Origin of the sequence: Photobacterium sp. GB-50 (genome assembly GCF_003026755.1) — a bacterium.
Taxonomy (GTDB): domain Bacteria; phylum Pseudomonadota; class Gammaproteobacteria; order Enterobacterales; family Vibrionaceae; genus Photobacterium.
On the sequence record NZ_PYNX01000022.1, the window covers coordinates 1 to 24,885 of the forward strand.

Annotated in this window: 22 protein-coding genes, 5 tRNA genes and 1 pseudogene; 8 read left to right on the forward strand and 20 right to left on the reverse strand. The window is 40.2% G+C overall.

The genetic code is table 11. The features are described 5' to 3' along the window. Positions 1-127: 127 nt before the first annotated feature. Positions 128-1,390, forward strand: a complete 1,263-nt coding sequence (locus C9J41_RS18835; protein ID WP_107294893.1) for an S-type pyocin domain-containing protein — start codon at positions 128-130, stop codon at positions 1,388-1,390. Then, entirely contained in the window at positions 1,380-1,637 is a 258-nt protein-coding gene (locus C9J41_RS18840; protein ID WP_199190661.1) for a bacteriocin immunity protein, read from the forward strand. Before C9J41_RS18835 ends, C9J41_RS18840 begins: the two co-directional genes overlap by 11 nt. Positions 1,638-1,743: 106 nt before the next feature. Here C9J41_RS18840 and C9J41_RS18845 read toward each other — a convergent pair whose 3' ends face one another. Together C9J41_RS18845 and C9J41_RS18850 are read right to left on the reverse strand one after the other, a co-directional pair. After that, on the reverse strand, positions 1,744-2,070 hold the full coding sequence (locus C9J41_RS18845) for a hypothetical protein (RefSeq protein WP_199190660.1): 327 nt from the start codon (positions 2,068-2,070) through the stop codon (positions 1,744-1,746). Beyond that, complete coding sequence (locus C9J41_RS18850) at positions 2,067-2,372, reverse strand: hypothetical protein (RefSeq protein WP_107288021.1); 306 nt, start codon at positions 2,370-2,372, stop codon at positions 2,067-2,069. The genes C9J41_RS18845 and C9J41_RS18850 overlap by 4 nt, the downstream gene beginning before the upstream one ends. A gap of 228 nt (positions 2,373-2,600) precedes the next feature. Between C9J41_RS18850 and C9J41_RS18855 the strand changes: the two are divergent. After that, positions 2,601-2,711 (forward strand): annotated as a pseudogene (locus C9J41_RS18855) (IS6 family transposase); the annotation flags it as partial. A 154-nt stretch (positions 2,712-2,865) separates the two neighbouring features. Here C9J41_RS18855 and C9J41_RS18860 read toward each other — a convergent pair. From C9J41_RS18860 to C9J41_RS18880, 5 genes are all read right to left on the reverse strand, one after another. Next, positions 2,866-2,941: transfer RNA gene (locus C9J41_RS18860), tRNA-Asn, on the reverse strand. A gap of 6 nt (positions 2,942-2,947) precedes the next feature. Beyond that, a tRNA-Gly gene (locus C9J41_RS18865) sits at positions 2,948-3,022 on the reverse strand. Positions 3,023-3,041: 19 nt separating this feature from the next. Continuing rightward, a tRNA-Tyr gene (locus tag C9J41_RS18870) sits at positions 3,042-3,126 on the reverse strand. A gap of 9 nt (positions 3,127-3,135) precedes the next feature. After that, positions 3,136-3,211, reverse strand: a tRNA-Thr gene (locus C9J41_RS18875). Between the two features lie 46 nt (positions 3,212-3,257). Then, positions 3,258-3,348, reverse strand: a tRNA-Ser gene (locus C9J41_RS18880). Positions 3,349-3,731: 383 nt separating this feature from the next. On the opposite strand from C9J41_RS18880, the gene C9J41_RS18885 reads away from it, so the two are divergent. Both C9J41_RS18885 and C9J41_RS18890 read left to right on the forward strand, forming a co-directional pair. Next, positions 3,732-5,810 (forward strand): LruC domain-containing protein, encoded by a 2,079-nt coding sequence (locus C9J41_RS18885; protein WP_233217827.1) that lies wholly within the window; start codon positions 3,732-3,734, stop codon positions 5,808-5,810. Between the two features lie 5 nt (positions 5,811-5,815). Next, on the forward strand, positions 5,816-6,370 hold the full coding sequence (locus tag C9J41_RS18890; RefSeq protein ID WP_107247781.1) for a hypothetical protein: 555 nt from the start codon (positions 5,816-5,818) through the stop codon (positions 6,368-6,370). 62 nt (positions 6,371-6,432) lie between these two features. On the opposite strand, the gene C9J41_RS18895 is transcribed toward C9J41_RS18890, so the two are convergent. Continuing rightward, positions 6,433-8,148: a chitinase gene (locus tag C9J41_RS18895; RefSeq protein ID WP_107247782.1), complete on the reverse strand. Its 1,716-nt coding sequence runs from the start codon at positions 8,146-8,148 to the stop codon at positions 6,433-6,435. A gap of 884 nt (positions 8,149-9,032) precedes the next feature. On the opposite strand from C9J41_RS18895, the gene C9J41_RS18900 reads away from it, so the two are divergent. Beyond that, on the forward strand, positions 9,033-9,275 hold the full coding sequence (locus C9J41_RS18900; protein ID WP_107288022.1) for a Rho-binding antiterminator: 243 nt from the start codon (positions 9,033-9,035) through the stop codon (positions 9,273-9,275). 127 nt (positions 9,276-9,402) lie between these two features. Here C9J41_RS18900 and C9J41_RS18905 read toward each other — a convergent pair whose 3' ends face one another. From C9J41_RS18905 to C9J41_RS18915, 3 genes are all read right to left on the reverse strand, one after another. After that, a complete protein-coding gene (locus C9J41_RS18905; RefSeq protein ID WP_045150501.1) occupies positions 9,403-9,588 on the reverse strand; it encodes a hypothetical protein in 186 nt (61 codons plus the stop codon). A 451-nt stretch (positions 9,589-10,039) separates the two neighbouring features. Beyond that, positions 10,040-11,125 carry a linear amide C-N hydrolase gene (locus tag C9J41_RS18910; RefSeq protein ID WP_107208315.1) on the reverse strand — a complete coding sequence of 362 codons (1,086 nt, stop codon included), beginning with the start codon at positions 11,123-11,125 and terminating at the stop codon, positions 10,040-10,042. A gap of 145 nt (positions 11,126-11,270) precedes the next feature. Further along, the gene (locus C9J41_RS18915; protein WP_107208314.1) at positions 11,271-12,638 is read right to left on the reverse strand and encodes an NCS2 family permease; all 1,368 of its coding nucleotides are present in this window, start codon (positions 12,636-12,638) and stop codon (positions 11,271-11,273) included. 480 nt (positions 12,639-13,118) lie between these two features. Here C9J41_RS18915 and C9J41_RS18920 point away from each other — a divergent pair, with 480 nt between their 5' ends. After that, positions 13,119-14,414, forward strand: a complete 1,296-nt coding sequence (locus C9J41_RS18920) for a serine dehydratase subunit alpha family protein (protein WP_107288023.1) — start codon at positions 13,119-13,121, stop codon at positions 14,412-14,414. Positions 14,415-14,707: 293 nt separating this feature from the next. Further along, on the forward strand, positions 14,708-16,030 hold the full coding sequence (locus tag C9J41_RS18925; RefSeq protein ID WP_158259684.1) for an amino acid permease: 1,323 nt from the start codon (positions 14,708-14,710) through the stop codon (positions 16,028-16,030). A gap of 92 nt (positions 16,031-16,122) precedes the next feature. On the opposite strand, the gene C9J41_RS18930 is transcribed toward C9J41_RS18925, so the two are convergent. The 9 genes from C9J41_RS18930 to C9J41_RS18970 form a co-directional block, all read right to left on the reverse strand. Continuing rightward, a complete protein-coding gene (locus C9J41_RS18930) occupies positions 16,123-17,016 on the reverse strand; it encodes a DMT family transporter (RefSeq protein ID WP_107262016.1) in 894 nt (297 codons plus the stop codon). A gap of 276 nt (positions 17,017-17,292) precedes the next feature. Further along, positions 17,293-17,622: an SMR family transporter gene (locus tag C9J41_RS18935; protein ID WP_107208311.1), complete on the reverse strand. Its 330-nt coding sequence runs from the start codon at positions 17,620-17,622 to the stop codon at positions 17,293-17,295. Between the two features lie 17 nt (positions 17,623-17,639). Next, a complete protein-coding gene (locus C9J41_RS18940; protein ID WP_107208310.1) occupies positions 17,640-18,005 on the reverse strand; it encodes an SMR family transporter in 366 nt (121 codons plus the stop codon). A 189-nt stretch (positions 18,006-18,194) separates the two neighbouring features. Continuing rightward, a complete protein-coding gene (locus tag C9J41_RS18945; protein ID WP_107208309.1) occupies positions 18,195-19,109 on the reverse strand; it encodes a LysR family transcriptional regulator in 915 nt (304 codons plus the stop codon). A gap of 128 nt (positions 19,110-19,237) precedes the next feature. After that, positions 19,238-19,699 (reverse strand): GNAT family N-acetyltransferase, encoded by a 462-nt coding sequence (locus tag C9J41_RS18950; RefSeq protein WP_107208327.1) that lies wholly within the window; start codon positions 19,697-19,699, stop codon positions 19,238-19,240. A 56-nt stretch (positions 19,700-19,755) separates the two neighbouring features. Next, positions 19,756-21,684: a transcription antiterminator gene (locus tag C9J41_RS18955; RefSeq protein WP_107208308.1), complete on the reverse strand. Its 1,929-nt coding sequence runs from the start codon at positions 21,682-21,684 to the stop codon at positions 19,756-19,758. A gap of 172 nt (positions 21,685-21,856) precedes the next feature. Then, complete coding sequence (locus C9J41_RS18960; protein ID WP_107208307.1) at positions 21,857-22,597, reverse strand: KDGP aldolase family protein; 741 nt, start codon at positions 22,595-22,597, stop codon at positions 21,857-21,859. 20 nt (positions 22,598-22,617) lie between these two features. Further along, on the reverse strand, positions 22,618-23,721 hold the full coding sequence (locus tag C9J41_RS18965; protein WP_107208306.1) for a DgaE family pyridoxal phosphate-dependent ammonia lyase: 1,104 nt from the start codon (positions 23,719-23,721) through the stop codon (positions 22,618-22,620). Then, positions 23,705-24,838 (reverse strand): amidohydrolase/deacetylase family metallohydrolase, encoded by a 1,134-nt coding sequence (locus C9J41_RS18970; protein ID WP_107208326.1) that lies wholly within the window; start codon positions 24,836-24,838, stop codon positions 23,705-23,707. Before C9J41_RS18970 ends, C9J41_RS18965 begins: the two co-directional genes overlap by 17 nt. Positions 24,839-24,885 lie beyond the last annotated feature (47 nt).

Genomic DNA, 24,885 nt, shown 5'->3' on the forward strand with positions numbered 1-24,885 from the left:
GATATATTATTGGTTATTACAGCCAATTACGACCACATCAATATAATGGCGGATTAACACCGAATGAATCAGAACGATTATATTGGTTAACCTCTAAAACCGTGGCTAGTATTTGTTGACCACTACAATGCCAACTTATAAGCCCGAATCTGTAGTTCCTACACCACCAAGTCATTATGAACTTCCTAAGGTTGACGATAACTTCAATAAGGCAAAGTTTGATAAAGTTTTCGCTAAATCGTGCTCACAACCTTTTGGCAATACCGATGCGTGCCAAAAAAAAGAATCGATTAAAAATAGTTTTAATCCTTGGGGACTATTTATAAGTTCAGCAGAGGCAATGCCTCTTGCTATACCGCCTCCAGTCGTTTCTAGTAGTGCGACGATGGCCGCAGGAACACAAAACCAATCAAATAATGATAAAGCGGCACGCGCACTGACTCAGGTTGCGGGAAAGTTTAAGGATAAATCACTCGATAACTTACGCTTTGTTGTTGAAGCCTCACCTGTTATTAATTTCTCTTTAATGCTGTTTAAAGCCTTGCAGTTTCCTGATGATACGCAGCATACAGAAGAAGAATTAAGGCAAATGCAAGAAGTCAAAAGCCGTATTCGTGTGCAGATAATAGAACCCGAAGGTGATGATGTTTACCCTACAGTCAGAGCTTTTCATGTTGGCGATGGTGACGACAAAGTACCTGTTCGGTATGTGGGTCAGAACGCACAAGGTCAATATTCAGTCGCACTAGAAGAAGGTGGCCCAACGATATATTGGTCACCAGACGAGACTGGAAATCAAGTGCCCCATACAACGCCGTCTCAAGATGATGGTGTGTCATTCGATGATATTTGGGTTAATCCACTCAGTGATGCGGTTAATGACTCATCGACTGTATTACCTATGCCTGCAGAGAGTGATTGGCAAGATAGAATTCTTGTGTTCCCTGAAGGTTCAGGGATTGAGCCTCTGTATCTGGTCTTTAAGACAACCGCTCGTAATGAGCCAGGAGTTGTTACTGGGAAAGGTGAAGATATAACAGGGATCTGGTTAGAAAAAGCAGGACAAGGATTAGGAGCACCAATACCGTCCCAGATAGCCGATAAATTAAGAGGCAGAGAGTTTTCAAGTTTTGATGTGTTTAGAAAAGCATTTTGGGTTGAGGTCTCTAAAGATGAATTTCTAATGAGTCAATTTAATAAACAAAACCAGAATCGAATATTATTAGGTAAGTCACCTAAAACAAGAAGTATTGATAAAGTTGGAAAGCGAAATTCTTTTGAAATCCACCACATTGAAGAAATACAATATGGAGGTGAAGTTTATAATGTTGATAACTTAAGAATAGTCACCGCAAAAAATCATATTAGGATACATAAGAATGAAATCTAAAATACAAGATTATACAGAAAGTGAGTTTGTTGAACTTATGGATCTGATTTTTAAAGAGAATACTGCTTTGAACGATGATAAGTTAGATACTTTGCTGGAGAAGTTTGAATTATTAACTGAGCACCCAGATGGAACAGATTTAATATATTACCCTGATAATGAAGCTAATTGTTCTCCTGAAGGTATTACGAAAATCATAAAAGAATGGCGAAAGTCTCAAGGCTTACCGTTATTTAAAGTTGAATAGAAACAAAGAATATTAGCACTACAGTAACTTCCGATTCAGTACGCATAAATACCCATACTGTTAAATAAGCCCTACAACGCAGGGCTTTTTATCACCACAATTACACCTAAAACGACGTATACAACCCTGTCATTTCAGTGAAAGTATCTTCTAACATATCGCAATAAATCCCCGATTGACGTGTGACTTCGATGTACTCCAGTTGGCCACGCTTTTTACGAAAGCTGATCACCGTATAGGTATCACACGGATCTAAAATTACCCGTAACCGTGTCACTTTATTGATTGCCCCCGTATCAGTAGGTAAATCGAATTGCAGTCCTGGTTCGGTAAGGCCGACAAAATGTTTTGCGCCGGTCATGGTAATAAAACGGTTACCGCCTAGCTGGCTTAAAATAGTTTTGGCTATTGCCATATAATACGGCTGACTCATAGTGCCCCCTCCTGCTCGTAACTTTCTACCGCTTCAATAAAACATTCCAGATCGTGACAAGTACCAATTACCGGTCCTAATGCTGGGTATTGTCGCAACACAAAGTTAAGCGCATTCACCATATCCAACACGCTTGGATTGCATTCGCGTAGTCGGGTGTAGAGTTGATAAAGACGCTTATCAATGAAGTAATCGCAGGCTCTGTCGCTCATCGTTGTAGAGCCTGAGTGGTGCAGCGGTGATACGCTGCTCGGTTGATGTGCCTTAGTAGAGCTTGGTGAGTGTGAGTTGGAATGTGCCATCGCTTTTCTCCTTATGGGGTTTCTCATCGCCGTTTTCGCCTAACTTTTTCGAGGCACTGCAGGTTCTTTAAAGCAAGGGCGCGTAGCGTGTATTTCACCCTTGTTTTAGAGGTTCTGCTGTGCAACGTTACAACCCGTGAAAAAGCGATGAGAACAATAAGGAGAAAACAAAAAGCACATGGAAACGGCACACACCTTAGCGACACTTAGCACAGCAAACGAATGTAAAATAAGTGGCAATTTGATTTTTGGCTACGTCATGATTAACCTAAAACAAAAGTACAGGATAGATCCGCCTTTATGAATCGTCTCTTTAATGTTGATGCGATTTACGCGTAATTTAAAGTTAATTGTAGGCTCAATATACCCGTTAAATTATTTGCAACAGCCCCAGCCTACAAAAAATGGTGGTCACCGTTTGGTCACCGAGCATTTTTTAAGTGATTTTTTACAGACGTAAAAAAGCCCGCAATTGCTTGCGGGCTTTTTTATTTGGCTCCTCCTGCTGGACTTGAACCAGCGACATACGGATTAACAGTCCGCCGTTCTACCGACTGAACTAAGGAGGAATTGTTTGGAGCAGGCAGCGGGAATCGAACCCGCATCATCAGCTTGGAAGGCTGAGGTAATAGCCATTATACGATGCCTGCTAAGCATCTCTGCAAATTATGGTGGTGGGGGAAGGATTCGAACCTTCGAAGGCAGTGCCGGCAGATTTACAATCTGCTCCCTTTGGCCACTCGGGAACCCCACCGAAATTTAATGGTGCCGACTACCGGAGTCGAACTGGTGACCTACTGATTACAAGTCAGTTGCTCTACCTACTGAGCTAAGTCGGCACTAAAATTTCGTTTTATCATCAAGCCAAAGCTTAACAATTAAATATGGCGGAGAGATAGGGATTTGAACCCTAGATACGCTATAAACGTATGCCGGTTTTCAAGACCGGTGCTTTCAACCACTCAGCCATCTCTCCGTAAGTGCGATGAATAATATCGAGCTAACTTGCTGCTGTAAAGGGAATATTTTGAAAAAAAAATCAATTAGTCAATTATCAATCAAATATGAGGTAGTCATTCAAAAAAACATCACTCCCCTGCGATTTACTGCTTTTCAGTTTTTTAAAAGACTCATATTACAAATAAACACTGTCTTAAAATTCATAGCGTTTTGCAAAAATGAGAATAACAAAAGTGTAAAGCGCCATAACCTATTGTTATGTGTGTACGTTTAACTGGCATTAAAGTTGATTCTTAACTAAGGATGTTTCAAACGCTAACTGGAAGTGGAGTGACAATGAAACGCTATCTGTACATATTTTTTTCATTTTTTTTGTTTACCTCCTTCATGAGTAATAGCTTGGCAAACTCATTTTCATGTAACCAAACAGGCTATTTCTTTCATGATACTGCGAATATCTCATTCATTAACATTGATCGACAGACAAATAACTCAGGCTTAATACCTAATAGTTATGATGCAGTGGGTTTCAATACTCTCGATGGTTATTTATATGGAGTAATAAATAAAAAAGTAGTGCGCATTGATAATGGTTTCAACGCCGATGAGTTAGATATAGTTGATTTACCCGAACATGATTACACCGCAGGCGATGTTCATAACGATAACTTGTACCTCTATGCCAAGCAGGAAGGTATATGGCGCATTAATTTATCAACGAAGCAAGCAACCCAAGTATTAAAAAAGGAACAAGCTTTTTATACACTGGCAGATCTAGCTATTCATCCTGAGGGGGTTGTTTATGCAATTGATAACAGTAGAAATATTCACCGATTTGACCTTTCGCAATCGTTAGAAGATAACAAAGTGGAACTATCACAATCAACAGGGCTTCAAGGATTACGTAATTTTAGTGGTCAGTTTTTCGATGCTAATGGAATGTTATACATTATTGATTCTAAAACAGGAGAGTTATACCTTTTTGATGATATCACTCCCCTCAATGAACAAGAAAGTTTCCGTTATATTTCCTTACCTTCCCTAACGAATGTTAGTAGTACGATTGATATAGCTCGTTGTCGTGATATGACACTCGCTATAAAAGGTTATGATTTTGGTGATGCACCAAATTCTTATGGTACTTCAGTTTCTGTCAATGGTGCGCATCATCAAGTGTCTTCTCATCTTTACTTAGGAAGTAAACCTGATGAAGATCTGCTCGCACAACTTTATCCTGCGTTTGATGATAATAATGACAGTGATGATGAACAAGGGATAACTTTCGCAACTATGAGTTTAAATCAAGGCTCAACCTCTTTTTTCACGGCAAAAGTCGGCGGCTTTTTAACGGGATATCTATCTGCGTGGGTTGACTGGAATAACAATGGTAACTTTAGTGATCCTAACGAGAATGTGCTCCAAAATGTCTCACTGCTCGGTGGCACCCACCACCTTGCTATCGACGTTCCAAGTGATGCAAGCTTAACAGATCAAACATGGGTTCGCTTTAGGCTAAATGAAGATCCAAATATTTCACATCTAGGGCGTGGTGAACGAGGAGAAGTCGAAGACTACCCTATTTCAATTACCAGCTATGACAAGCAAGAAAGTTATTCTTGGTTTCCTTCTCAAGGAAGTTATGCAACTCTCGCGTTTGAAGACCGCTGGCCTAATGAAGATGATTTTGATTTTAATGATGTCGTCCTGAGATACCGTGTTGGACATGTACAACAAGCCACTACTGGCAAGCTTTCACAACTGAACATTGATATTGAATTACAGGCTTACGGTGGGGAATATAATAATGGTTTTGCTATTAAATTAGACGGCGTTACCTCTTCGAGTGTTGATACCGAAAACAGCTATGTTGTCGTAAATAATGCATACCAAGCAAGTATTGTAGAAGCAACTGACAGCCCAGATGATGACGCAGTTTTGATTGTCACGGACTCATTAAAGCAATACTTTTCTTCTGAATGTGACAACGGGTTTTTACGCGTAGATCCTAATTGTGAATTAGATAAAAATGTAACCGTAAAAGCTTCAATGAAAATCACATTCAACGAACCTGTTACCTACCCTAAAGATTTATCTCCATATTTAAATCCATTTATTTTTGCTTCGCCCAATGATAATCATGGTTTTCTAGCCCCGCCTTCTCGAAGTCTAGAAATTCATTTGAAGGACTTTTCTCCAACAATCAAGGCTAATCCAAATTTATTCAAAAGTGGTAATGATGATTCAGGCGATGCCAGCATCAATTGTGGTATTCAAAAAAGCTGCGACAGTTATAAAAATAAATCAGGGATCCCATTTGCGATTTTAATACCTGCTAATTGGAATAATCCGGTAGAAGGGAAAAGTATTTTATCTGCCTACCCTGATATCAAAAACTATCTCAACAATAATGACAGTGAACATGATACATGGTTTATGCACCCTGATCCCTTAAACGTATATTCTCTGACAGTGGAGTAATACTGATGAAAAACTCTCGATTACTGTTACTACTCATCACTTGGATCTTTACTGGTTGTTTAAGCGAAAGTTCATCCGATCAAACCAATCAGCCTATAGAAACAGAAAGTGATACCAGTGCTCAGGTGCAACCCCCTATCTTTTTTCCAGTGAAAGATAGCGGTGACGATAATATAGATAACGGTGAAAGTGACGATATTGATAATATTAGTGATGACGATTTAACTGAGCAAGACGAAGACAACTTTCCAGAATTAGAGGCGAGTAATATTAATTTTTCGGGCAATATCACAACGATCCCCTTAAACATTACTAATCCAATATTTGAAGATGTCTATGTCAATATTTATCGAAATTATAGCACTGATGATGACGGTAATTACATTGTTAATCATGATGATAGAGTCATGGCAACAGCTATTACTGAAGCAAATTATGAGGGCAGCCTATTTTTAACGCCAGATATTAACAAGCTGCTTATTGAGATAATCTCACTGAATGATAATCAAATTATTACACAAAAAGCGATCACATTTCCTATTGAACGTATTAATTTATAAAACAAAAGCCCGAAAGACATTTTATATTTATCTTTCGGGCTTTCTCTAATTGTTAGTTTTTATTACAACTTTTGCCAAGGGCTCCCAGCATCGGGTTTATTCCCTTGCGTCCACCACTTCGCTTTATATTCACTTCCTTGATAACTGACTTTGTCGCCACCAACATACACAGCTCCTACATTCCATGCAGGTGTATCAGTTGCAGGAGGATCAACGGGCTCTACAGGAACCACAGGATCGACAGGAATAACTGGATCAACAGGTTCGACTGGCGTAACAGGATCAACAGGAGGTTCGATTGGATCAACTGGCTCAGGAGTCACTGGTGTACCACTTTCTAGCGCCCAAGGACCACCACTTGCAGGGTTATCGCCTTGTGTCCACCACTTCGCTTTATAGACAGCACCTTGGTAACTGACTTTATCGCCACCAGTGTAAACTTTATTGCTTTGCCATGTATCCACACCATCGACTGGCGGGTCTACAGGATCCACAGGCTTATCTGTATCAGGTAATTTATCAACTACACGCACATCAGGCCAATTGGCGTGAGAGCCATATGCATTCGCGACACATTTTTCGTAATCACCTTCAACTAAAGCTGAATACGCCGTTTGAAAACCGACTAATTCACATTCAAAAGAAACACCGCCTGGACGATCAGAATAATATTTCCAGTTCGCATCCCAGTTGGTGTAAAGCACGTCAGTGGCACCATTAAGATTTAAACTACCATAGGGTGTTTGCTGCCAGCAGGTGTTTTTCTCATCTTCTGCAATAGCAATTTCATAATGCTCGGCTAAACCTTCCCAGTAACGAATACGGTTAACAGGTTGTCCTTTCTCTCTGTTTTGCTCACCACATTCGATACCGCCATTGATCACATTAATAGTGGTACCAAAGCCATAGGTAATACCGGCATCAATTTCACGTTGTGATGGTTTCCATGTACGATCAATTACATGAAGCATCGCAGGCTTAGGGGCTTGTGGGGTTAAGAAAAACCAAATCGCAGAGGCAAGGTTCAGCCATGAATCAGCAACACGCCCCGGATCATTTAATAATACCGTTGCATCGCCATCAAACATTACTTCCGAGAAAGCGCCATAATTAAAATGGTAAGAGAGCTGTTTAGCGCCTCGGCCAAAATAACCTTCACCGTCAGCACATGGCCAACGTTTATTTTGCCAATCATCTTGCCCACAACCTGTAGTATAACCCGCTTGACCTTCAGACCAGCCCATTTCGCGTACATGAACGAGGGCTTGCTGCCATTCTTCTAATGCCAGTGGGTTATCCGAATAATTATCGATACTGATATGGCCGCCCGTTTCTTGTGAGAAATGGGCAAATGCCGTCACGATAGAGGTTTTACAAATTTCATCAGCATTACGTCCGTCGGTATAGTCGCCACAGAATGCAGGAAACTTACCAATTGCGCGTAGAAAACGGGTATAGGTATATTCAGGCGCTGCCATTTGTGTCAAGAAATTCCACTCTGTTTCAGGAAAAACTCGCTCAACACGTTTTACGTTATCAGGGTTGCTTGAAGCATCAGGGTAGATCGCCTCAACCTCTGTATTTGGGCGTGTTTCGAGTGCTTTAGCCCAAACGTCATACATAGGATCTAACGTCTTTGCATCTTCTGCGGCTGTTATTTCTGCCCGCTCAATGATGTAGCCACCAGGGTTTTCGGGATCAGGCTGTGGATTCATCGCATAACTGCTTGTCGCGGATAAACCAGCAATCAGTAATGCTAATTGACTTATTTTCGCCATTATAAATTCCTTTTAAGTACGAATTATCTATCTTTCAGAGCTAAAATAAGTCGGCATACTCACCAAACAATTTTATTTAATGCGACGCTAATAATTTTAATATTCAAAACTCATCTTAGCTATCAGTACATTTACAAATAATTACTTAATAACGGCAACGTTCCATGGTTAAAACCGTGCCACATAACTTGTTTTTATGTACGCTGTAATAAATTCATTCAACTAATATCTTTGGCTGTCACACTGTACACAAAATTTGAAAACATAATAATGAAAGCTAGCAAAGTCTATTTATGGTTATTGTATTTAAAAATACAAAGCCAAGAGTAAATAACTAAGATATTGAAAATTAACGTTTTAAAATCATTCACTTACGATATAATTGGCAATGGAAAATAAGTGAGCTTAGTTGCACATCATCAAGATTAATATATTTAGAGTATAATGACATTAACTAACAAAATATTAATAAGTAATGTTTACTCAGAGGAATGTCTACTTTTTATTATTTATAATTTATTATTATAGAAAGCAATTTATAAGCAGAAGATTTATCGTGATAATTAATATAAAAATCCGATGATTGTAATATCAAACACATTAAAAATATAATTTAGAATTTTATTTTTAATCACGTTTATACATAATCACACATTGTAAAGTGCGCTATAGCAACACTTCTTAACGCTAAAATAAACCCAGTAATACTCACTAAAAGATTCAGTTAATTTTACTTCAGTGATAACAATCAATATTTCTCATCGTCTATCACGTGCTCTTTCTAAATCAACCATATTGGGATTATTAAGGCATATATTTTGAGTTTTTTGAACGCTGGGAATAATCTAAAATAGTCGTGAACGGTAATTTAAGGAGCAATAATAATGATCAGTTGTCATCAACATGACTATATTGAGATAGCCTGCATGCTCCACCTTAATGTGAGTTTAACGTATAAAAATGGAGAGAAAATTTCAGGGATCGCCCAAGATACTTGTTATAACGCGCAGCGAGAAGAATGTATCAAATTGAAAATGAATAATACCGTTTCAACAATAGTTCTCGATCATCTCGCCTCTATGCAGGCACTCACCGCGAATCCACATTTTGAGACGGTTAATTTTTAAATTTACATTGTAAATAGTGGTTAATTTTCACTCATCTATGCAAGTAAAAAACAAAAAAGGTGACTTGAATAATAAGTCACCTTTTTATTAACCAAAAAACTTAAATATACTATTTAACATATTTAAGTTATTTATAAGTAAACGCCATTTCACCATTAGCATCTGTGTATAACGACGCTTTAGATTGTTTGATCAACTGTGCTGCATATGAAGGTGTAACAGCGCGTAGCTCACCTTTCACTGATACAAATTGACCTTCCCAAGCAACATCACGGTATTTACCTGCTTCTAAAATTTCTACTACTACTTTCATAATGACTGCACCTTAAATGAATATTTTAAACAACCCTACCGAAACACTTTGCGGTTCCTCAGTTGGTCTTTTTAATTTACCTCGTTTTGATTAATTGTCATTACAATAAAAATGCAACGTTAGTTGTGCATAAATGGTAGATTCAAATTTTTTTAATCTTTTTCTGGTTTTATCTTAGGAGTTATAAATACGCAACCCAACACCTTCTTTAAAGAAGAATAATAAGTTTATTAAAAACAATAATATAAATTATAAAAAGATACTAAATAATGACACAATCGCGCATAAATAGTATGGGGTACGCAATAATAGTAGTGAATAATTAGCGATCAAGTATGAATAAAATGCAAGATTGCAAAAATGATCGTTTATAGCTTCATTTTTGACACAAAAAAGACAATAAAAAGGGCAACATGCTGTTGCCCTCATAATAGCGACTAGGTGTTTGTGGTTATTTAATCACTACATCTTGAGTAGTAAACTTACCATTATCAAGTGGTTGCTTGTGTTCTGTCTTCGCATTGAAATCTAATTTAGATAACTCTACACGACGAATAGTACTGTCATGCATCGTTTTATAGAACAGTTCACCATTGCCTTGATCAATAACAGATGTCCACTGAGTCGCACTTGGTAAATCAGGGATGTGTGACTTATCGTTAAACTCACTGCCAATTGGAATATCGAAGTTATTTAATATATGGAAAGCTTGTGATACTGCTTCTTGCGATGTCTTTAATACAGGTGCGCTATTTACATAGAATGCAGCGCGAACAAAACGTGACGGTGGAGAAATATCACCAGGTAAGCCCACAAAGTTAGAGCCGACACCAAACGATTGGGCTTCTACCCCATTGATCTTTTGTGGCGCACTGATACCCGGGTGAAGGTTAATATAGTTATTTAAATTCGTTACCTGCCACTTGTAATCTGGCGAGTTAGTTAGCACTTTAGCCGTGTTCTTATAAATATTTATCTTACCGTGATCCATTATCTCAATCACGATGCTGTTACCTTGCTTATCCGACACACGCCAGTGCGCCGTTGGTGATGGGTTACCTTCAGCATCAAAGTAAACAGTGACAATCTTGATCTTACTTAACGCAGCTTCAACTTCTGCAACCGTTGAATATTGACTTAACATCCAACGTACAAAATCCATATCCGTGATGTTATTTGCGGTATTGTTAGGATCATATTTCGCAAGTGAGCCATAACCACGGAAATAGAATAAACCCGCCGTTAAGCCTTTTTCGTTAATACCTTCAGCAATAAAACGATCATCACTAACAGAGATCCCAGCAAAGCCATATTTACTTTTCCAAGTTAACCCTTGCTTTTGATCTGGCATTATCGAGGTATAGCTATAATTACGAGGAGAAACAATTAACTTACTATTTAAATCGCTATGACCCCACTCGATGGTACGAGCTTGAATATGATCATTGCCTGTTGTGCCAAGTGTAATTCCAGTACAAGCACTTGCAGCGGAGCTAAAACATGACGCCAACAGCAATGTTAATATCGTTTTTTTCATAAATATGCCTGTGAATGTGAACGCATATAATTAATCCTTGATAATAGTCCATTATGGAAAATAAAAACAACGTGTTATATGTTGATATGTATAAAAAAGCCCACTTTTAGTGGGCTTAAAAAATACTTTACTATAGAACTAGTCGCTAGATAGCCCAGCCGCCAGCATAGAAAACAACTAAGGCAATCGCAATAACGACAGTACCTATATTGAGCTTTTTCACTTCACCAGAAACTAATCGACCGATAACTAATGCAGTAAAACCAAGCATAATACCAGTAACAATATTACTTGTTAGAACAATGAAAACAGCACACAGTAAGCCAGATAATGCATCAACAGAATCTTCCATATCTAACTTGCTAACATTACTTAGCATTAATAGGCCAACATACATCAGTGCAGGCGCTGTCGCATAGGAAGGGACTAAGTAGCTTAATGGTGCAAGAAACAACATGAAGATGAACAGTACACCTACTGTAGTTGCTGTTAAGCCTGTTTTACCACCAGCAGCTGTACCTGCCGCAGATTCAATGTATACCGCAGCAGGAGAACCACCAACCAGGCCTGCAAAAATGCTACTAACAGAATCAGACGTTAATGCCTTACCACCATTGATAATATGACCACGTTGGTTAAGTAAATTCGCCTGTCCTGCTACTGCACGAATCGTACCTGTTGCATCAAAAATTGCCGTCATCACAAGTGCTAATACTGTAGGCAAAATAACTGGGTTTAGGGCACCCATAATGTCCATTGTACCTAATAAGGATTCGCCATCATGACCAAATGTCGGCATTGCAAAGAAGCCGTGGTACGTCACTTTCGGATCAAAGATAAGACCAATGATAGAAATGGCAATAATCACTAATAAAATACCACCAGGAACACGGCGCTTTTCTAATCCTAAAATAGCCGCCAAGCCTAAAATAGACATGAAGACTGGAAACGCGGTGAAATCACCAAAAGCAACGGGTAAGCCTTCAGCTGGATTTTTGATCACTAGCCCAACGCCATTCGCTGCAATCAAAAGTAAAAATAATCCAATACCAATCCCAGTACCATGAGCAATACCATTGGGCATATTTTTCATGATCCAAGTACGCACACCCGTTACCGTTATTAATGTAAAGACAACCCCCATTAAGAATACGGCACCTAAGGCAACAGGCACACTCACGTCTTGCCCTAGTACTAAGCTAAATGCAGTAAATGCGGTAAGTGAAATAGCACAACCAATGGCCATCGGTAAACGCGCCCATAACCCCATAAGTAATGAACCAAATGCAGCCACTAAACAGGTTGCGATAAAAACCGCCCCTTGATTAAAACCCGCTGCACCCAACATGCTAGGCACCACAATCACGGAATACACCATGGCTAGAAATGTGGTTAAACCCGCAATTATTTCCTGTTTGACATTACTGCCGCGAGCTGTAATTTCAAAATAGCTATCTAGTTTACTCTTAGGTTCTAAATGAGAAGGGCGTTGATGTGTGCTATCAGCAGACATGGTAAATTCCTATTTGATCAAAAAAGCGATATTTTTCAGCAAATCTAATGTATTGCCAAATTAACGCAAACGTTTCCGTTTCTATTCAAAATAAAAGGCTGATGCTAGCACCAACCTTCATTCTATGACGACGTGATCATACCTATAAATAGCCTCAATTCGCTAGTGTTAAATCAATTTTCCAGTTGAAATACTCTGCATTTTATCTCCACTACCTAAATGGACTTATCATTTAGATAAAAACATAACCTCTAAAAATGTGATAAACACAACATAATATTCAACAATAAATAAAATAATAGAATATTTTTCTATTTTATCTTTAATTTACATTTAAATAGGAAATTTATTTCTTCGTTATCGAGCGTATATTTGCATCGATTCAAATACCCATGAAGTTAAAGAGGATATTAAAAAATAAAGCCTCCTCTCTTCGTTGTCGGTTTATTTTCCTCCGGTTGGAACATTAAGGTAGTAGTTATGAAAACCCATCTTTGGCCTGCATTTATTAACGTGATCAAACGTGATGTTGTTCCTGCTTTAGGCTGCACAGAGCCTGTGTCTGTGGCGCTTGCTGCTGCTATTGCGATGGAACAACTTCCACTTCATGAACGCAATATCACCCATATTGATGTGCGTGTTTCTCCTAACTTGATGAAAAATGGCATCGGCGTCATGGTACCCGGTACGGGAATGGCAGGTTTAGCTATTGCATCAACTTTAGGTGCACTGGCTGGCAATAGCCAAGCGAAATTAGAAGTATTAAAGGACATTACGCCAGATAACGTTAAACAAGCTAAAGCATTATTAGATGCCAATAAAGTCACGGTTAACGTCGCTGATGTCACTAATATTCTTTATGCCAAGGTAAGTATTTATAACCAAGCTCATTGTGCGACAGTGACTATCGCAGATAGCCATACTCAAGTGATCAGTATTGAACTTGATGGTGTTACAGTTTTCGAAACGTCACCTAACGAGCAAAAGGTCGTTGAAATATCGAACTCACCTTTTAGTGATGCTGGCGTTCAAGATATTTTTGATTTCGCGACCAATGCGCCTATTACTGATATTCAATTTATCGAACAAGCTTATGAGCTCAATAACGCATTATCTTGTGAAGGGCTAAAGGGCCAATATGGATTAGAAATTGGCGCGACATTTCAACGTAACATTGATCGCGGTTTATTATCAGGCGGTCTACTCACCGATGTATTACTCCGCACGGCTGCCGCTTCTGATGCGCGTATGGGAGGAGCTATGAAACCGGCGATGAGTAATTCAGGCTCTGGTAACCAAGGTATTGCCGCCACCATGCCTGTCGTGGTCGTTGCCGATTTTGTAAATGCTGATAATGAGCATTTGATTCGCGCCTTAATACTTTCTCATTTAATGGCAATTTATATTAAAAGCTATCAAAACAAGCTGTCTGCATTATGCGGCGCAACAACTGCGTCAATGGGGGCGGTATCTGGTATTACATGGTTATTGGGCGGAAATGTGGAGCAAATCAGTGCAGCGATTTGCAGTATGATCGGAGATATCACCGGTATTATTTGTGACGGCGCAAAAGCCAGCTGTGCGATGAAAGTCTCTTCTGCTGCCGGATCTGCTGTTAAATCTGCCTTAATGGCATTAGATGGTATTCGAGTAACGGGCAATGAAGGCATTGTCGCTGATGATGTCGATACGACTATTCGTAATTTATCTGCATTAGCAAATGGCGCTATGACCCATACTGATGTTCAGATCCTTGATATTATGATTAACAAATAATGTTCTAACACATGTGATTAATAAATAATCGACAAGACTAAACCAGAGCTATTTTGCTCTGGTTTCCTATTTTTAATCGCTTAAATGCCTTTTCTTTTTTCCTCTTTAAAAGAGCATTCTGTCCTCTTCTGCCATCGCTAAAAGTAAAACAATCATTAAAAGCACCTAATTGCATCTTTTATACTTCTATAGTTTATATATTATAACTTTTAGTTATTTAGTAACTATACGACTAGATCCATAATCCAGCTATTCGCTGTCAGCATAACAATGATAATAAGCTGGAATATATAATGAAACCTAATACAGATACCGCCCTTTCAAACACCAGTGTCCCCCTATACCAACAGGCAAACATGACACCTCAACAATGGAAGGCTGCAACAAAATTCGACAGTGTTGATGTCGGTTGGATTGTCATGAGTATTGGCATGGCCATTGGCACGGGGATTGTTTTTCTCCCAGTACAAGTTGGCGTTATGGGATTATGGGTCTTTTTACTGTCTTCTGTCATTGGCTACCCTGCCATGTATTTGTTTCAGAAACTCTTTATCAATACTCTTGCTGAATCAAAGAAATGTACCGATTATCCAGGCGTGATCAGCGGCTACTTAGGTAAAAACTGGGGCATCGCATTAGGCATTTTATATTTCATCATGCTGGTGATTTGGGTATTGGTTTACTCTCTCGCCATCACTAATGACAGTGCCTCGTACCTATATACTTTTGGCGTTACTGAATCTCATTTAAACCATAATATTTTCTATGGCTTAGCATTAATCTGCTTACTGAGCTATATCGGCTCAAAAAGTGAAAAGTTCCTGTTTAAGATCTCAGGGGTTATGGCAGTAACGGTGATCACCTTAGTCGCGGTGATGGGCGTACTGCTGATCCCACAATGGAATTTTAGCAATATTACCGCTGTTGGCGACGGGGACAAGATGCTTAAAGATGCAATCATCACCCTACCTTTTACCTTAACCTCGATTTTATTTATTCAATCGTTGAGCCCAATGGTGATTTCGTACCGCTCACATGAAAAATCGATTGAAGTGGCACGTTATAAAGCATCACGTGCGATGAAAATAGCCTTTAGTATTTTGTTTGTGGTGGTCTTTTTCTTTGCCATCTCGTTCACCTTTGCGATCAGCCAGTCTGAAGCACAACATGCGATGCAAGAAAATATCTCTGCCCTTGCGATGATTGCACATTACTTCCCAGGCAGTTGGGCAACAATCGTCGGTATCGTGATCAACATCTTTGCGGTCGTGACGTCGTTCTTTGGGGTGTTCTTGGCGTTTAAAGAGGCGTGTAAAGGGCTGGCAATGAACATGCTTGAACGTAAGTATGCTCACCACGACATCAATACTGAGTTAGTAAATAAACTAACGACGGTATTTATTATTCTGATCGCATGGGCGGCAGTGGCATTGAATCTACCGATCTTATCGTTCACTTCTATTTGTTCACCAATCTTCGGCATTGTTGGCTGCTTGATCCCAGCCTACTTGGTATACAAGGTACCATCATTGAACAAATATAAAGGTACAGCAACCTACTTGATCATCCTCACCGGTATTTTGCTCTGCATCTCGCCGCTATTAGCTTTCCTTTAATAGCTAGCAGCTAAATATCTGACACAAAAAAACGCCGTTGTACGCAGCTTAAATAAGCTTCAATACAACGGCGTTTTATATCAATGTCGTGCTTAAGCAGGTGTCATTGCCACTTTTGCTTTCTTCGCTTTAATGCGTTTCTGAGCCAGCGCAACACCCGTTAATACCATGATGCCACCAATATAATGGTAAGACTCTAGTTGCTCGTTGAGCATCACGCTCGCAATACCTGCCGCCATAATTGGCAATAGGTTCATGAACATCGCGGTACGATCGGCACCTAAACGTTCAATTGATAACATCCATAACCAAGGTGCAATCACTGACGCAAGCAATGCAGCATAAGCAATCAAAGGGACTGCAGATGCTGTAATTGCCATACGATCGCTACTTAGTAGCAATGGCGTTAACATAATGACCGCAAATAAACACTGAACGTACACAGATTTCCACGTCGAGAACGGCATTTTCCAACGCTTTAATAGCACACAGTAAAGTGCATAAACGACCGCTGCGATCAGCATTAGGAAGTCACCTTGCTTGATACCTTGCGACAGTAAGTTTTCTACATGACCGTGGCTTAGCATCAATACTAAACCACTTAGTGATAACACTGCGCCAACCAATGCGAACGGTGATAAGCGTTGACCTAAAATAGGCACACTTAAGAACATGCTGATCAACGGCACTAATGAAATGATCAGGGCAATATTCGTTGCCGTGGTGGTCGCTGCTGCGAAGTAGCCTAACGATTGGTTTAGCACCATACCTAACAAACCAAGGAATGCTAATTTCGCTAGATAAGGTTTAATCACCGCACGATCACGCCAAACAGATTTAGCAACAAAAGGAGTTAACATGACTAATGCGAAGAACCAACGATAAAACGATATCGCACCGGGATCGATGACACTGAATGCCATCTTGTTGACAATGGCGTTCCCTGCCCATATTGCAACGGTAATTAAGGGTAATAGATAGAACATTGTCTGCCTTTCTCAGATTTTTCTAGTCCAGATACCTATATCTGAATCAATAACGAGGCTATTCTGTCACGTCTTTTAAGATACATATATCTCTAATCGGACATAATAAATCTTTTGTCAGACATATTAATCAACAAAAAAGCAAGACTATTTCAGCCTTTAGAGCAGAACATGTTGAATTCTCGCTATTAATTTTTTCTCCCAATATTCACCGCAGAAAAAAGGCAACAAAAAGTCCAATGGATTCAACATCACATTGGGCTTTAAAATACGTAATTACGCTGTTTTCATAACAATCACAGCGGAGATCATCACAGCAATTCCCACCCAACCGATAGGCTTAAGTTTTTGCTTAAACAGCAGCGAGCCACCAATCGCGGTACCTAAAATACCGATAGCTCCCCATGACGCATACGCCACCGCTAAATCGATCTCTTTGACCGCTTGCGCTAGCAGGGTAAATGCCAACATGACTAAGACGATCGCAGTAATACCCCAACGTTTATGACTAAAGCCATTTGATCGGGTTAATGCCATGTTCGCTAAAATATCGACAAACGCAGCAAGGACAACAAAACCAAATGATAGTGTAAAAAATTGACTCATTTCATTGCCTCCTGTTGTTATGCCGACACGCTTGTGGGCGAATGACTTGGTTTATCGCTGTGACTTTCACCAAGTGTCACTAATACGATCCCGACAGTTGCCATCGCTAAACCAATCAGCTCTTGCGTATTTAATTGCGCATCAAGCACAAACACCGAAACCATTGTAATAAGCGCAATACCTAGCCCTTCCCAAACCGCATAGGCAACACCAATAGCGATCTTTTTTGCTGCCAACGACAAGAAAAAATATGAAATACAAATTAAGCTATACATCACCCAGTACCCCCAATTTCCACCTTCACTGGAAATAAGGCTCATGGTACTGGTACCAGCCACTTCTGCGGCAATGGCTAATAATAAAAATATTCGTGCTAACCACATGATTGACTCCACTGTGCTAATTTTTTAGGTAGATAGCATCAAATTTCACGCATTCTCGTAGTGAAAATACATAAAGTTAATGCATCTACTCGCAAGACTACCGCAGCGCACAAAAGCACAATAGGTAATTGAGATATTCAAATTTGAATATCTCTAAAAGGGTAAATAGCGCAGAAATGATCAGAGAATTTAACCGAATGCGGCCTGTATCACCTGATGTAAATGTTGGTAGAGCGGATAATTACGATGGGTTTGAAGATAACCACCTGAGACCACAAAATGGCTGAAATTACGGTTCACCACAGGCATCGGATAGGCATGTAATTCCGGCATTAAATCGGCAGTACTTTCGCTAGCAAACATGATTGCGTTGGTTTCCAACAGCATTTGGCAAGCGACCCGTAAATTAAAGGTTTTGAGTAACACTTTTGGCTCATAACCCATGCGTTGATATTCAGATTCAACGGTACACAAAGGTTTATAAGCGGCAGGCGCTGGCAGCGAGACCAATGACAATGGTGCTATCGATGCCCAATCATTACTATCGAGCCGTAAACTTGGGTGATCTTTTTTCGCCAAGATCACTCGCTTTTCCTTAAATAACGGCTGCATGTAGATATCTTTCGCAATGTCCGTTTCTTGATCCAAAATGCAGTAATCGACTTTCCCTTCCAGCATGTCATCTTGGCTGATGCTATCCCAATTAGAAAACACCAATGACGCCTTTGGAAATGCCTTGTGACAGCAAGATAGTAGGTGTTGACCATGCTCATCCATCAAATAGGGATCAACCACAAGAGAAATCGAGCCTTGGTAGGTTTCTGGTTTAAATTCAGAGAACTCCAGTAACACTTTTTCTATAGGCGCTAAGATATTATCAAATTCATCAGCGAGACGAATCGCAAGGGGTGATGGTTCTACTCCATGGGCTTTGCGCACAAACAGCGGATCATTAAAGAACTGTTTAAGCCTCACTACGCCACGACTGGCACTTGGCTGTGAGATCCCTAACTGCATGGCTGCTAATTTAATACTGCGATGTTCCACCACCGCTTTTAATAACCGTATTAAATTCAGATCTAACTCTTCTAACTGATACGACATTTGCTTTCTCACCGATAAAACGTCTTTACTGATAATAAAGCCTAAAACAAAACAAGATAGCCAGTTTAACAGCTATCTTGTTTAAAGATGAGGCCAAATACGGCGCAGAGATAAACTAAAAAACGGTATTAATCCGAGCAAACGTTTCGGGCAATCATAAACACTTCATCAGCAGAATAGAGCGATTTGATCGTCATTTCCACCTCGGCGCCTAATAGCTTCTGATAGATCTGTTGCGCATAGTTATCAGCACGAGTATTGACCAAAATATGCTTTAATTTACTGTCTTGTTCCGCTAATCGCTGTTTCACTTGTGGTAGTGATTGAGTGATAAGTTGTGTCGCTATCCCTTGGTTATGATGGCTTGGCAACACTGCAAGTTGCTCTAACTCTAAAATCACTTCAGGACGAAAACCGCTTTTTTGCCCCCAAACGATATACCCCACCACTTCACTATTAAGCTCAGCGACAAAATTTAAAAAGCGCGGGGCGGCATTAAAGTTACATTCGATCCACTCATAGGAGCGTTGCTGACGTACAAACGCCTGTTGATGCACCTTTGCTGCTTGCTCTAAATCAGCGTGTTCCATTACACGAATAATCACATTAGTTCCTTCTATTATATCGACCACTTACAGTTGATAAATTACCAATCTTTCTTGCAGTTATTCCAACACTCATTGGCAACATGGGTAAAGTGCTCAAATGAATAACATGCCAACAAATGTTCGACCGCCTTACTCTTCATTAAAGTGACAAAGAGATCGTAAAGCCCCATGGCTTCTTCATAATCATCTTTGTTGATCGCTAATAGGAAAATGACATAGGCACGTTTTCCTTCTCCCCATTCAATCCCTTGTGGCGAAAGGACGGTATAGACTGCACTTTGCTTAGCACATAGACCGAGAGAATGCGGGATCGCAATACCGTCACCTAACATGGTCGAAGTAATATTTTCTCGCTCAATAACCGATGGGTGAAAATGGCTTGGCACAATCCCTTTTGCTTCTAGCTCTGTAGACAATTGCGCAAAAAGTTGATGTTGCGTCATAGGCGTTTCAATTCGAGTGAATAAACTTGGCTGAAAGAACTTACCTAACGCATTAATATGGTTACTATTCTCATGCACCAGTTTATTCAATTGCTCTAATTGAAAAGAGCTAGCAATCGGTGAAAACACCATGGTTGGCTTATTTTTTACCACCAGCTTTTCTGTTGAAACCACAAAGTCTTCAGTAACTTCATGTAATGCATCGTATTCACGTATCGAGTGCATTTTATGGATCACTAACTGTGGGATAGCTTTAAGCAATTGAGATTCCAACATTCGGATCACCGATGTGCCAGAGTTACATACCAGCAGTACTATCGGCTGCTGTTCTTTTTTTTGCACATAATTACGCTCTATTCCAACACCAACATGCATCACTAAAAAACTAATTTCACCATCTGGGATTTGTCGTCCGTCCCAACTAGATACAGCACCCACAGTCATATCATAAGCAAGCGGATAATAACGTTTAATATGATCAGCTAATGGATTGGGTATCGTTATTTGATGCTCAACACGCAGTAACATTGGATGAACATGAGCCAGTAAGTCATGTTTTAGCTGCAGATCATTGAGCAAGTTGTAATTAAAGTGATCGTTAATAAAATGAAGTAAATGATCAATAAAAGCATCAGCATCATTGTCATTACGATCATCAACATGCCAATGCTTGATCCCAGTAACGCGACGGGCAGCAATTTGAATCGCGAGATGATTTAGTTCACAAGGTTCGATAATGGTTTGAGTTTCGCTCGCCATTAAGGCTGCGATTTCTTTGGCTGCTGATAGTGCATTATTTGGCACGTTAGCACATGTGGTTTGATCGCAACCCAAACCACGCTTTAAACGGCTGATCGCCACGCCACAGTAAACCATTAACTGATGCAGACCTTCATCGGTCAAATTAATACTATTCTGCTGCATTGCCGTTAACAGTGGCTGCTCTAATTGTGCAAAATCACACTCAGAGTAAAATAGCTCACATAAATTGATAAATGTAGGATCTGACGCCTTAAATTGGTACAAGATATGGGCAATACAAGCACGTATGGATGACTCTTTGCCAAACACTAACAGCCCATAATGGGGCTTGCTGTCTATCTCTAAATGGTATGACTGAAACAACTCACGTACTTCGGTCATATCAGCCTGTAAACAGGTACGGCTGACAAACCACTGATTAGCCAAATCATCCAATTTACAGCCATCTTGCTGGTTCAATAAACGCAACATCAAATATGTCACCCGATCTTTAACACTACGTGGTGACTGCTTCATTTGTTGGGTTTGCTGAGTGATATTGCTGTAACGTTGCTGATCATAAATATCAATGTAATACCCTTCACCTCGACGTAATAACAACTGAGCACCGTAGTGCGCTAAGGTATCATTTAATGCTGAAATGTCAGTACGAATCGTTCTGGTAGAAACATCAAAACGTTGTGCCAACTCTTGCTGCGGCAGTGTCTGCATCAGCAGTGCATCAAAAATTAAATTAAGACGAGGATAAGGGAATTGAATCATTGAATAATCCGTTAAATGATGTCCGTTTATATACGGAGGCTAACATTTGAAAACAATGCGTCATAAGACCTGGGTCATATTCACATTGGTTTCTAAATATTAACTGTTTCACAATATTTCATAGACTTATAAATATTAACGGACCGTTTCCGGTCCGTTAAATCAGATCACGTTATTTTAACAAATTCTTGGTCATATCAAGTAAAACACGCACATCTTGAGGGCGAGTATTACCCGTTTCTTTATCAATGATTGAGCTATAAATATGTGGAATGATTTTAGTTACACCGGCCTCTAGCGCAATTTGCATGATTTCTTCAAAGTTTTCTAAATCAATCCCGCCTGTCGGCTCTAACCAGAAATCTTGCTCAGCACACGCTTTAGCGACATAGGCGAATTCTTCACGGGTTTCTAACCCTCCCATTGGGAAGTATTTCACCGAGCTACCACCCATGTCTTTCAGCATCGCAATCGCTGATTCCACAGGAACGATCGCTTCTTTATTGCACGAGCTTAAAGGGCCGGTTGAGATCTTCACCATGCCCACAGTGCCTGTTGGTGAAATTAAGCCGTTAACAATACTTTGATCTTGACCGACTAATGCACGACTGGTTGCCACGCCAGTAAATACCTGATTAATGTGTTGTGGCTGAATATGCTGAGAGATCAGCGAAACCATCATCGATTGGTTTGGATCGCCAGCGCCAAGGCCAACAGAAACAGCGTTATTGATCTTATCGCTGTATTTTTTCATCTCTTCAACCGCTGTTTGTACATCAGGGTAGTTCTTAGATAGTACGCCAACTAAGACATGACCTTCTGCGGCATCATAGATTTCTGCTGCGTTATCAATAGAGCCAGCCAACACGTTTAAACATACGCGGTTTTTGTAGAATTTTGCTTTCAATGACATAGTGGTGTTCTCTTAAAAATTTAAAATAATGCTTTAATATTCTGATAAATAACGTCAAGTTGTGCGCTTGTGACACTGCGTACATCTATTTCAATGATCCCATCATTAGCTTTGTAGCCACGACAATAAATCGCAGGATCACCACCCTGAAGTCGTGCCACAATCTCAGGTGTTGTCATTGCTAATACCGTTTCATCAAAACAGATTTCTGCACGTGCAATGTCGCGTCCTGCGCTGTCCCAAACCACACGGCAATCAATGCCATTAAGGGTCTTGAGTTGCGCCACAAAGTGTTCCATTTTGGCCACCATTTGCTGACCAGTTTCTTTTTCAGTTTGCAGGTACTCGGTAATGGCGTGGGTTAAACCTAAAATGCCTTCTTTACCAACTTTCATTGCACGACCAATACCTAATGACTGCTTACGCACCCATGCAATATATTGGCTACGTCCAACCACTAAACCACTGGTTGGCCCTTCAATGGCTTTTGCACCACTGTAAATAACCAGATCAGCACCCATGTTGTAGTAACACTGCAGATCTTCTTCAGCTGCAGCATCCACAATCAAAGGTAAGTCATGCTGTTTGGCAACGGCTGCCGCTTCTGCTACGGATAAAATGCTCTTTTGTACACAGTGATGGGATTTGATGTATAAAATCGCTGCTGTTTGCGGGGTGATCATGGCGGCTAACTGAGCAGGCGAACACTCATTGGCATAGCCCGCTTCTTTTAGTGTGCCACCACCTAATGTCACCATGGTGCCGACTGGTGCACCAAAGTTAACGTTGTGGCCTTTTGGCATCACAATTTCTGACGCCACGTTATGAGCGTGAGCGTGTAAATTTTCGAGTAAATACGGATCGTCTTTCACAATCACCGCAGCCACTGATTGAGCGATACCCGCCGAGGCACAAGAAACCACAATCGCATCTTCTACATTTAGCAACTTGGCAATATAAGCACCGGTTTTCACCACCAGATCTTTCATTTCAAAATACTGGCCAAGACCATCACGCACCGCATCCATCACGGTTTCTGTTGGTGTCGAAACACCTAAAATAGTCATACGACCTGACGCATTAATGACTTCTTTTAATTGGTATTTTTCATGAATTGAAGACATCGAATCCTACTCCGTAATTTGTCGTCATGATCTTGCCAGCAACCATGGCTGCGGCAGGTTTTAAGCTCGTCTTGCCACTGCGCTGATCATTATCAGAATCCACCAGCTCAACAGTTTCAGTGTTTAAATGGAAAAACGTTAAATCCGCATCTTTACCTACTTCTAACTGCCCTTTATTTTCTAACTTAAGTAACTTGGCAGCGTTTACTGTGACGCAATCAATCACTTGTTGTAGCGGTAAACCAATCGCTAAAAACTTATCCATAATGTGAGCGAGACTACGCACCGGGCCATGAATACGATTCTTGCAATAAATGTCAGAGCTAATCATGTCAGGATAAATACCTTGTTTAATCGCTTGCTCTGCCACTGCAAAACTAAAGCTTGCACCACCGTGTCCCACATCGAGTTTCACACCACGCTCAAGAGCACGTTGCATCGACGGTTTTAACTCACCTTCTGCAGTTAAAATGCGATTCGGTTTGCCGTTATAGCAATGGGTAATGATGTCCCCTTCACCTAATAAATCCGCTACGTCATCTAAATTAGGTGGGTTATTACCAATGTGTACCATCAAAGGTAATGGGCACTGATTACGTTGGATCTCTTTAGCTTTTATCAACGGTTTTAAACCATTGGCTTCCACCACACTGCCACTCATTCGGGCTTTGATCCCAACGATAAAATCGGGATACTGATTGACGGCTTGTTTCACTAACTCACCATCAATGTCTGCCATATCGGCTAATTCGTTTTGTCGCAGCAAACCAATTCGAGAAATATTTAAGATACTGTAAACATTGGTTTTTACTTGCTGACAACAGTGATAGAAATCACCCACATCATCGGCACCTACGCTACCAGCATCAATCACAGTGGTAACGCCAGTCTCAACCCCGACTAAGTCTGGTTCATCGTTATAAATCGGTGATTTGGAGTAGCAATGGGTATGACCATCAATCCACCCCGCGCTGATATAAAAATCACCCGCTAAATCCACCACCTTTTTTGCTGTTACATCCAGTTGACCCAGTGCTGCAATCTTGCCGTTCAGAACCGCAACATCCACCACTTCGCCACTCACTAACTTGCCTTGCTTAATTAATACGTCATACATTGCTTTGCCTTTATTGTGCTCTGCACCCAACATGCAGAGCACAACCT

Excerpts from the sequence above, each read along its gene's own strand:
- C9J41_RS18835 (WP_107294893.1), top strand. The coding sequence starts at position 128 with ATGCCAACTTATAAGCCCGAATCTGTAGTTCCTACACCACCAAGTCAT.
- C9J41_RS18840 (WP_199190661.1), top strand. The coding sequence starts at position 1,380 with ATGAAATCTAAAATACAAGATTATACAGAAAGTGAGTTTGTTGAACTT.
- C9J41_RS18845 (WP_199190660.1), bottom strand. The coding sequence starts at position 2,070 with ATGAGTCAGCCGTATTATATGGCAATAGCCAAAACTATTTTAAGCCAG.
- C9J41_RS18850 (WP_107288021.1), bottom strand. The coding sequence starts at position 2,372 with ATGGCACATTCCAACTCACACTCACCAAGCTCTACTAAGGCACATCAA.
- C9J41_RS18890 (WP_107247781.1), top strand. The coding sequence starts at position 5,816 with ATGAAAAACTCTCGATTACTGTTACTACTCATCACTTGGATCTTTACT.
- C9J41_RS18895 (WP_107247782.1), bottom strand. The coding sequence starts at position 8,148 with ATGGCGAAAATAAGTCAATTAGCATTACTGATTGCTGGTTTATCCGCG.
- C9J41_RS18900 (WP_107288022.1), top strand. The coding sequence starts at position 9,033 with ATGATCAGTTGTCATCAACATGACTATATTGAGATAGCCTGCATGCTC.
- C9J41_RS18905 (WP_045150501.1), bottom strand. The coding sequence starts at position 9,588 with ATGAAAGTAGTAGTAGAAATTTTAGAAGCAGGTAAATACCGTGATGTT.
- C9J41_RS18910 (WP_107208315.1), bottom strand. The coding sequence starts at position 11,125 with ATGAAAAAAACGATATTAACATTGCTGTTGGCGTCATGTTTTAGCTCC.
- C9J41_RS18915 (WP_107208314.1), bottom strand. The coding sequence starts at position 12,638 with ATGTCTGCTGATAGCACACATCAACGCCCTTCTCATTTAGAACCTAAG.
- C9J41_RS18920 (WP_107288023.1), top strand. The coding sequence starts at position 13,119 with ATGAAAACCCATCTTTGGCCTGCATTTATTAACGTGATCAAACGTGAT.
- C9J41_RS18925 (WP_158259684.1), top strand. The coding sequence starts at position 14,708 with ATGAAACCTAATACAGATACCGCCCTTTCAAACACCAGTGTCCCCCTA.
- C9J41_RS18930 (WP_107262016.1), bottom strand. The coding sequence starts at position 17,016 with ATGTTCTATCTATTACCCTTAATTACCGTTGCAATATGGGCAGGGAAC.
- C9J41_RS18935 (WP_107208311.1), bottom strand. The coding sequence starts at position 17,622 with ATGAGTCAATTTTTTACACTATCATTTGGTTTTGTTGTCCTTGCTGCG.
- C9J41_RS18940 (WP_107208310.1), bottom strand. The coding sequence starts at position 18,005 with ATGTGGTTAGCACGAATATTTTTATTATTAGCCATTGCCGCAGAAGTG.
- C9J41_RS18945 (WP_107208309.1), bottom strand. The coding sequence starts at position 19,109 with ATGTCGTATCAGTTAGAAGAGTTAGATCTGAATTTAATACGGTTATTA.
- C9J41_RS18950 (WP_107208327.1), bottom strand. The coding sequence starts at position 19,699 with ATGGAACACGCTGATTTAGAGCAAGCAGCAAAGGTGCATCAACAGGCG.
- C9J41_RS18955 (WP_107208308.1), bottom strand. The coding sequence starts at position 21,684 with ATGATTCAATTCCCTTATCCTCGTCTTAATTTAATTTTTGATGCACTG.
- C9J41_RS18960 (WP_107208307.1), bottom strand. The coding sequence starts at position 22,597 with ATGTCATTGAAAGCAAAATTCTACAAAAACCGCGTATGTTTAAACGTG.
- C9J41_RS18965 (WP_107208306.1), bottom strand. The coding sequence starts at position 23,721 with ATGTCTTCAATTCATGAAAAATACCAATTAAAAGAAGTCATTAATGCG.
- C9J41_RS18970 (WP_107208326.1), bottom strand. The coding sequence starts at position 24,838 with ATGTATGACGTATTAATTAAGCAAGGCAAGTTAGTGAGTGGCGAAGTG.